The sequence below is a fragment of the Jannaschia formosa genome (genome assembly GCF_003340555.1).
GTDB lineage: Bacteria > Pseudomonadota > Alphaproteobacteria > Rhodobacterales > Rhodobacteraceae > Jannaschia > Jannaschia formosa.
This window is the reverse complement of record NZ_QPLJ01000023.1, coordinates 51,839-59,713: the sequence shown is the minus strand read 5'-3', so window position 1 is coordinate 59,713 and position 7,875 is coordinate 51,839. Positions and strand designations below refer to the sequence as shown.

Genomic DNA, 7,875 nt, shown 5'->3' with positions numbered 1-7,875 from the left:
GCCCTCAAAACCCTCACCCCCCCAACCCACGACATGATCTCCGACCTCCACGGATCCCAAGACTACCGCAGACACCTCTGCAAGGTCATGACAACCAGAGCCGTCAAGGCAGCCGGGTGAGCGGAGGGGCGCCCCAGCCTCGGGGCGCCCGACGCCTCGGCTTTCCATTTTGACGACCACTGTGCGGAGGTCGCGGCAGCCGCCCGCGCCGAGACCTCCGGCTGGATGCGCGGCGTCGACCAGGCCGCCGCGCAAGCGGACGTAGCAGGGCGTGTAACCGACATGGCCTCCAAGGCCGTTCGTCGCGTCGCATTCGACGCAGGGAATCTGGTCGCTCGGCGCGGTGCGGACCTGCTTCTCCTTCCGGAGGCGGGTCCTCTCGGGGTTGCTCGTCGATTCGTGGATATGGGTCCGGTGCTCGCCGCGTCGGCGGCGCGAAGCGCCACGGGAGAGACAGCGACGGGTTCACTCGCGACGCTGGCCGCGAGAAGGGGCAGGGGGAGCAGGGGGCTGTCATCTCCGGAAGATCGGCCGGAGGTGGTTCCGGAAGGGTCGGCGCGCCGGACGACAAGGTCGAGCGGAAAGGACCCTGACGGGATGGCGCCCTTGAGAGGATCTCGGAACAACTTGACCATCTCACGCCGTCCGACGCCGCAACGAGGCCGGCGGCGAGGGCGAGACGGTAGGCCCGGCAGGACTCGAACCCGCAACCAAAGCGTTATGAGCGCTCTGCTCTAACCATTGAGCTACAGGCCCCCGTGCCTTACGCGATAGCAGACCGACCCCGCCGGTCAAGCACCCGCCGCGCCCGAGCCGAAGGAGCCACCGATGCCTCACACCCTGCCGAGCGAGGCGCCTTCCGGCGACCTGCCCTTCCTCGGCCGCTATCTCGGTGTGCTGCTGCTCGCTCTCGTCGCAATGGTCGCCGCCGGCTGGGCGCTGGCGATGGCGGGGATCGCGCTGCCTTTCGGGGCGGCGGCGATCCTGCCGCCCATCGCCGCCGCCCTCCATTGCGGCCAGCATTGGGGCCGCGTCCGGGGAACGGTGCCCGGCGGACGCGTTGCCTGGCGATGGGCGCTCGTCGCCGCGCTCGTCTACCTCGCGCTGCTGATCGTTCTGGCCGTGCCCTTCGTCCTGCCCGCCCTGGCGACCATCATGCCCTTCGTGCTGATGATCCTCGGCGGGACGGTCCTGATGACGATCCTCATCAACCGGTTCTTCCTGGTGATCGGCGCCCGCTCCGGCGTTGCCCGGGGCGGGCGCGGGTGATAGCGGGCGGGCGACACGGGGGACCGGCATGAGCGATGCGAAGAACGGCCTGACCTACGCCGAGGCGGGGGTGGATATCGACGCGGGCAACGCCCTCGTCGAACGGATCAAGCCTGCGGCCCGGTCGACGGAGCGGCCCGGCACGATGTCGGGGCTGGGCGGGTTCGGGGCGCTGTTCGATCCGCGTGCGGCCGGCTACGACGACCCGGTGCTGGTCGCGGCGACCGACGGGGTCGGGACAAAGCTGCGGCTCGCCATCGACACCGGGCATCTCGATGGCGTGGGCGTGGATCTCGTGGCAATGTGCGTCAACGACCTGATCTGCCAAGGGGCGGAGCCGCTGTTCTTCCTCGACTATTTCGCCACCGGCAAGCTTGAGACCGAGGCCGCGGCGCGGGTGGTCGAGGGCATCGCCGCGGGCTGCCGGCGCGCGGGATGCGCGCTGATCGGCGGAGAGACGGCCGAGATGCCGGGCATGTACGCGGCGGGTGACTTCGACCTCGCAGGCTTCGCGGTGGGCGCGATGGAGCGGGGCGCCGCCTTGCCGGCCGGCGTGGCCGAGGGCGACGTGCTGCTGGGGCTCGCCTCGGACGGGGTCCATTCCAACGGCTTTTCGCTCGTGCGCCGGGTGGCCGAGCGGGCGGGCCTCGGCTGGGGCGACCCGGCGCCCTGGGGTGGGGCGACGCTAGGAGAGGCCCTGCTGGTCCCGACGCGCCTCTACGTCCGGCCTGCCTTGGCGGCGATTCGGGCTGGCGGGGTGCATGCGCTCGCCCATATCACCGGCGGCGGGCTGACCGAGAACCTGCCACGCGTGCTGCCCGAGGGGCTGGGCGCGCGGATCGACCTCGGCGCCTGGACCGCGCCGCCGGTCTTCGGCTGGCTGGCCGAGGCGGGCCGGATCGCCACGCCAGAGATGCTCAAGACCTTCAATTGCGGCATCGGCCTCGTGCTGGTTTCGGCGCCCGACCGTGCCGATGCGCTGGCCGAGCTGCTGGCGGCCGAGGGCGAGAGTGTCGCGCGGATCGGCCAGGTCGTACCGGGCGCGGGCGTTGCCTATGAGGGCGCGCCGGGCTGGTGAAGCGCGTCGCGATCCTGATCTCGGGCGGCGGCTCCAACATGGTGGCGCTCGCCCGGTCGATGACCGGCGATCACCCGGCGCGGCCCTGCCTCGTCCTCTCGAACGACCCCGAGGCCGGGGGCTTGGCCCGCGCCGCCGCGATGGGCATTCCGACCGCGGCCGTCGATCACCGGCCCTTCGGCGGCGACCGCGCCGCCTTCGAGGCCGAGCTGAGCCGCATGCTGGAGGAGGCGGCGCCGGACATCATCGCGCTAGCGGGGTTCATGCGCATCCTGACGCCCGCCTTCACCGAGGGCTGGCGCGGGCGGATGCTGAACATCCACCCGTCGCTGCTGCCGAAATACCGGGGGCTCCACACCCATGCGCGCGCCATCGCCGCCGGGGATGCGGAGGCGGGCTGCACCGTCCACGAGGTAACGGCGGAACTCGACGGCGGGCCGATCCTGGGCCAGGCGCGGGTGCCGGTGCTGCCGGGTGATACGCCCGAGACGCTGGCCGGGCTGGTGCTGGAGCAGGAGCATCGGCTGTACCCCGAGACGCTGCGCCGGTTCGCGGCAGGCGATCGCCGGAGACTGGACCTGACGCCCTGACCGTCGCGCGGGGGCGGTGGCCCGCTGCCGCGCGTCCGCATCACGCGACCCCCGCCCCCGCTTTCCCCCGCCCGGGGGATCGGCTAGACGGAACGCCTATCGAGACGAAAGGCCATCCCCCTGCCTGCCGAGATCATCACCCTGACCGAGACCGCCGCGCTGGCCGAGTTCTGCGCCCGCGCCGGCGAAGCCCCCTACGTCACCGTCGACACCGAGTTCCTGCGGGAGCGGACGTATTACTCGAAGCTCTGCCTGATCCAGCTCGCCTTTCCAGGCGACGGCGAGACCGATGCCGTGCTGGTCGATCCGCTGGTCGGGGGCCTGGACCTTGCGCCGCTTTACGAGCTGTTCCGCGACCCGGGCGTGGTGAAGGTGTTCCATGCCGCGCGGCAGGATCTGGAGATCTTCGCCATCGAGGGCGACACGATCCCCGCGCCTCTGTTCGACACGCAGATCGCGGCCATGGTCTGCGGCTTCGGCGAGCAGGTCGGCTACGAGACGCTGGTGCGCAAGATCGCCAAGGGCCAGGTCGACAAGTCCTCGCGCTTCACCGACTGGTCGCGCCGGCCGCTTTCGGACGCGCAGAAGCGCTATGCGCTGGCCGACGTCACTCATCTGCGCGTCGTCTACGAGCATCTCGCCGCCGAGCTGGAGCGTTCGGGCCGCACCCCCTGGGTCGAGGAGGAGCTGGACGTGCTGCGCGACCCCGCCACCTACCGGGTCGAGCCGCGCGAGGCCTGGCGGCGGCTGAAGACGCGCAACCCGTCCCCCCGCTCGCTGGCGATCGCGCGGGAGCTGGCCGCCTTTCGCGAGGAATATGCGCAGGTGAACAATGTGCCCCGCACCCGCGTCTTCAAGGACGATGCGCTGCTGGAACTGGTCGGCAGCAAGCCGAAGGACCTGGACGAGTTGGGGAAGTCCCGCCTGCTGCTGCGCGAGGCGCGCAAGGGCGACATCGCCGAGGGGATCCTGAAGGCGGTGGCCGTCGGTCAGGCCGCCCCGCGCGAGGACCTGCCGGCGCCGCCGAAGCAGAAGGCCCGGGACCAGATCAACGGCGCCCTGGCCGACCTTCTTCGCGTGCTGCTGAAGGCCAAGGCGGAGAAGGCGGGCGTGGCGCAGAAGCTGATCGCCTCGGCCTCGGATCTCGACGACATCGCGTCGGGCACGCGCGACGGGGCCTGGGCCCATGGCTGGCGGGGCGAGGTGTTCGGCACCGATGCGCTGCGGCTCTGCGAGGGCAAGATCGCGCTCGCCTGCAAGGGACAGGACGTCCGGATCGTGCCGCTCGGCTGAGACCGCGGAGGCCGGCGGTGGACCGCCGGCGCGCCTTCGGTCGACCGGAGCCGGGGCTCACCGGGTGAGGTAGTCCCCATGCGCCCAGCCCACCGCGCCGGAAACGTGGCGGATGCGCAGCCAGTCCCCTTCGCGCGAGAGCGGCTCCAGCCGGTCGCCGGGATACATCCGACGCAGGATCGCGGCGTCCGTCCCGGGGGCGGCGCGCAGGTTAAGCCAAGCGCTGCCCTGCGCGACATAAAGCACCTCCGTTCCGCTCGGCGCCGCGCGGTCGAGATAGTCGAGCGAGGCCCAGCCCTGCGCGCCCCGGGGGGTGCGGATGCGTGCCCATTTCCCCATCTCTTCCAGAACCGTGACTCGGTCGCCCGGACGCATCTTCTCGACGATGGCGTGCTGCGTGCCCGGCCCGCTGCGGAGGTTCAGGTAACCTTCCTCGTTCTCGGCCACGATCAGCCCCTGAGCGGCGGCGGCGAGCGGCGAAAGCGAGAGGAGCAGGGCGAGCGTCTTGAGGCGCATGGCGGCGGGTCCTGATCTGGGATGGCGTCGCGCGGAGCGTCGCCCGACCGGAGCGGCGGATCAACGGGGCGCATGCCCGTCCGCACCGATCGCCGGCGCAGCGTGTCCTCGCTGCCCGCGTGGCTTGGGGCGGACGTCACCGGCCGCGCGGAACGGAGAGGGCGGGACCGGGGGCCAGCCCCCGGACCCCCGGAGTATTTCCGGCCACAGGAAGGAGGAAGGTCACCCCGGCCCGGAGCGGTGAGGAATCTGACGCGCCGGGAGATGATGTTGCAGGGCAAGGGCCCTGTCGCGCCTCGCTCTCCCAGGACCCTCGCGTCGCGAGACGGCGCGACCAGATTGTCCGGCGCGGAGCCGGGTGCCGTTAGCGAAACAGGGTGACCGCCCCCGGCGACCAGCTGAGCCTCGCCTGAGCGCCGATCTCCAGCACCGGGCGGCCGAAGACGTTGCGCATCGAGATGCGCACCGGGTCGGCGGCCCCGGTCAGGCGGACGTCGTAATAGGTCATGTCGCCGTAATAGACGACCTCTGTGACGGTGCCTTCGGCGATGCGGTCGGTCGCCTCCTGCCCGGGGAAGAGCAGGGTCGCCGTCTCGGGGCGGAAGCCCGCGACGCTTTCGCCCTCGGTCGTCGCCGTGTTCTGCAGCGACGAGACCGGCATCCGGCCCAGCCCGGCGACGACGACTTCGTCGCCGCCCACGGTCGCGGGCAGGAAGTTCATCGTCCCGATGAACTCTGCCACGCGGCGCGAGACGGGGCGGCGGTAGAGCGTCTCCGCCTCGGCGATCTGCGCCACGTCGCCCTCGAACATGACGGCGATGCGGTCGGACATGACCAGCGCCTCTTCCTGGTCGTGGGTGACGAGGATGAAGGTGATCCCGACCTGCCGCTGCAGGCGGATGAGCTCGACCTGCATCTGCTCGCGCATCTTCTTGTCGAGCGCCGAGAGCGGCTCGTCCAGGAGCAGCACCTTCGGCCTGAGCACCAGCGCCCGGGCCAGCGCCACGCGCTGCCGCTGCCCGCCCGAGAGCGCGTGGGCCGCGCGATCGCCATAGCCGGCGAGCCCGACCATCTGCAGCGCCTCGGCGACGCGCTTCGCCTTCTCCTCGCTGGTGCCCTTCGCCTTGCGCAGCCCGAAGCCCACGTTCTGCGCCACCGTCAGGTGCGGGAAGATCGCGTAGGACTGGAACACCATGTTGGTCGGCCGCTTGTTCGGCGGCAGGGCGGTCATGTCCTGCCCGCCGATCACGACGGTCCCCTTCGAGACGTCCTCGAACCCCGCGATGGTGCGCAGCAGGGTCGTCTTGCCGCAGCCCGACGGCCCCAGCAGCGAGAAGAACTCGCCCGCGCGGATGTCGAGGTCGATGCCGCGCAATGCGTGGTAGTCGCCGTAATACTTGTGGATGCCCTTCAGGCGGATCAGTGGCTCCGTCACAGGAAACCTCCCTTGTCTGCGACGCCCGCGCGCCGGAGTCCCCGGCGCCGGTTCCACTCGGCCAGGATGAGGATCGAGATCGACACCACCATCAGGATCGTGCCCAGCGCCATCACCACCGGGATGAGGCGCGGGAACCGCAGGAGCGACCAGATATAGACCGGCAGGGTCGGGTCGGAGCCGGTGAGGAAGAAGGCGATGATGAACTCGTCGAGAGAGATGGTGAAGGAGATGAGCAGCGCCGCGACGATGCCCGGCATGATCAGGGGTAGGGTGATCAGGCGGAAGGTCTCGCCGCGGGTGAAGCCGAGGTCGATCGCCGCCTCCTCCAGGCTCGCGTCGAGGGACTGGAACGAGGCATTGAGGATCGCCACCGCGAAGGGGGTGCAGATCAGCACATGCGCCGCGACCACCGTCCAGAGCGACAGGTCGAGCCCCAGGATCCGGATCGCGACGACCAGCAGCGACACCGCCACGATGATCTCGGGCAGGACCAGGGGCAGCATGATAAGTCCCATCGCGGCGGTCTTGCCCGGGAATTTGTAGCGGATGTTCGCCCGCGCCGCCGCGATGCCCAGAAGCACCGCCAGCACCGAGGACGCGCAGGCCACGAGCAGCGAGTTGACCAGCGCGGCATGAAGCTCCGCGTTGGTCCAGAGCTCTTCGAACCACTTCGTGGTGAACCCGTCGAGCGGAAAGGCGATGACGGTGCCGTCGTTGAAGGCGAAGACCGGCAGCAGCAGGATCGGCGCGTAGAGGAAGATCAGGAAGGCGATGGTATACGCCCGGAGCATCAGCGCGCGCCCCCCAGCTTGCGGGTCGCCCAGACCAGCGCCAGCGCGATCACCGTCACCGAGGCCATCGCGACGATCGACAGCGTCGCCCCCATCGGCGCGTCGTTCAGCCCGCCGAAATGGGCCTGGATCAGGTTGGCGATCATCGTGCCCTCGGACCCGCCGACCTGCGCCGGGGTCACGTAGTCGCCGACCGTCGGGATGAAGACGATCAGGATCGCCGCGATCACGCCCGGCAGGGCCAGCGGCAGCGTGACCCGGAAGAAGGTCGTCACCCCGGTCTCGCCCAGGTCGCGCGACGCCTCCAGCAGGGAGCGGTCGATCTTTTCCAGCGCCACGAAGATCGGAAGGATAGCGAAGGGCGCGAAGGCATGGCTGAGCGTCAGGACCACGGCGTTGGCGTTGTAGAGGATGAAGGTCAGGGGCTCGTCTATGATGCCCAGCCCGGTCAGCGCCGAGTTGATGACGCCATTGTAGCCCAGCATCACCTTCCAAAGGAAGATCCGCAGCAGGTAGCTGGTCCAGAAGGGAATCGTGATCAGGAACAGCCAGAGCGACTTGCGGTCGGGGCGAACGTGGAAGCTGACATAGTAGGCGACCGGGAAGGCCAGCAGCACCGTCAGAACCGTCACCGCGCCCGAGATCACCAGCGACCGCCCGAGGATCGTCCGGTAGATCGGGTCCGTCGCCGCCTTGACGTAGTTGGCCAGCGTCGGCGTCCTGTCGACGGTCAGGTAGTCCTGCGTCCAGAAGCTGAACACGAGCACGGCGCCCAGCGGCACCGCCAGAAGGGCCAGCGCATACAGGAGCGGCGGAGCGATCAGCGTAGCGCCGCGGCGAGTCTCTTGATCCAAAGGCGTCCCCGGTCTTTTCGCCCGCACGTTTGCCCGCGCGGCGCGT

The 7,875-nt window shown here is 70.2% G+C and carries 8 protein-coding genes and 1 tRNA gene; 4 read left to right on the top strand and 5 right to left on the bottom strand.

What is annotated here, in order from left to right; all coding sequences use genetic code 11:
* Positions 1–683: 683 nt before the first annotated feature.
* Positions 684–756 (bottom strand) — tRNA-Ile (locus tag DR046_RS18245).
* Between the two features lie 72 nt (positions 757–828).
* On the opposite strand from DR046_RS18245, the gene DR046_RS18240 reads away from it, so the two are divergent.
* From DR046_RS18240 to rnd, 4 genes are all read left to right on the top strand, one after another.
* Positions 829–1,269 carry an ABZJ_00895 family protein gene (locus tag DR046_RS18240; RefSeq protein WP_115383814.1) on the top strand — a complete coding sequence of 147 codons (441 nt, stop codon included), beginning with the start codon at positions 829–831 and terminating at the stop codon, positions 1,267–1,269.
* A gap of 28 nt (positions 1,270–1,297) precedes the next feature.
* Complete coding sequence (purM, locus tag DR046_RS18235; protein WP_115383813.1) at positions 1,298–2,347, top strand: phosphoribosylformylglycinamidine cyclo-ligase; 1,050 nt, start codon at positions 1,298–1,300, stop codon at positions 2,345–2,347.
* Positions 2,344–2,937 (top strand): phosphoribosylglycinamide formyltransferase, encoded by a 594-nt coding sequence (purN, locus tag DR046_RS18230; protein ID WP_115383812.1) that lies wholly within the window; start codon positions 2,344–2,346, stop codon positions 2,935–2,937. The genes purM and purN overlap by 4 nt, the downstream gene beginning before the upstream one ends.
* Positions 2,938–3,069: 132 nt before the next feature.
* Complete coding sequence (gene rnd, locus DR046_RS18225; RefSeq protein WP_115383811.1) at positions 3,070–4,230, top strand: ribonuclease D; 1,161 nt, start codon at positions 3,070–3,072, stop codon at positions 4,228–4,230.
* 57 nt (positions 4,231–4,287) lie between these two features.
* Here rnd and DR046_RS18220 read toward each other — a convergent pair whose 3' ends face one another.
* From DR046_RS18220 to DR046_RS18205, 4 genes are all read right to left on the bottom strand, one after another.
* Positions 4,288–4,746, bottom strand: coding sequence for an SH3 domain-containing protein (locus DR046_RS18220; RefSeq protein ID WP_115383810.1), 459 nt, complete (start codon positions 4,744–4,746; stop codon positions 4,288–4,290).
* A gap of 364 nt (positions 4,747–5,110) precedes the next feature.
* On the bottom strand, positions 5,111–6,181 hold the full coding sequence (locus tag DR046_RS18215) for an ABC transporter ATP-binding protein (RefSeq protein WP_115383809.1): 1,071 nt from the start codon (positions 6,179–6,181) through the stop codon (positions 5,111–5,113).
* Positions 6,178–6,975, bottom strand: coding sequence for an ABC transporter permease (locus DR046_RS18210; RefSeq protein ID WP_115383808.1), 798 nt, complete (start codon positions 6,973–6,975; stop codon positions 6,178–6,180). Before DR046_RS18210 ends, DR046_RS18215 begins: the two co-directional genes overlap by 4 nt.
* Positions 6,975–7,829, bottom strand: a complete 855-nt coding sequence (locus DR046_RS18205; protein WP_245190999.1) for an ABC transporter permease — start codon at positions 7,827–7,829, stop codon at positions 6,975–6,977. The genes DR046_RS18210 and DR046_RS18205 overlap by 1 nt, the downstream gene beginning before the upstream one ends.
* Positions 7,830–7,875: the final 46 nt, after the last annotated feature.

Bases quoted from the DNA above. Each gene is read 5' to 3' on its own strand.
- purM (WP_115383813.1), top strand. From the start codon at position 1,298: ATGAGCGATGCGAAGAACGGCCTGACCTACGCCGAGGCGGGGGTGGAT.
- DR046_RS18220 (WP_115383810.1), bottom strand. From the start codon at position 4,746: ATGCGCCTCAAGACGCTCGCCCTGCTCCTCTCGCTTTCGCCGCTCGCC.
- DR046_RS18240 (WP_115383814.1), top strand. From the start codon at position 829: ATGCCTCACACCCTGCCGAGCGAGGCGCCTTCCGGCGACCTGCCCTTC.
- DR046_RS18210 (WP_115383808.1), bottom strand. From the start codon at position 6,975: ATGCTCCGGGCGTATACCATCGCCTTCCTGATCTTCCTCTACGCGCCG.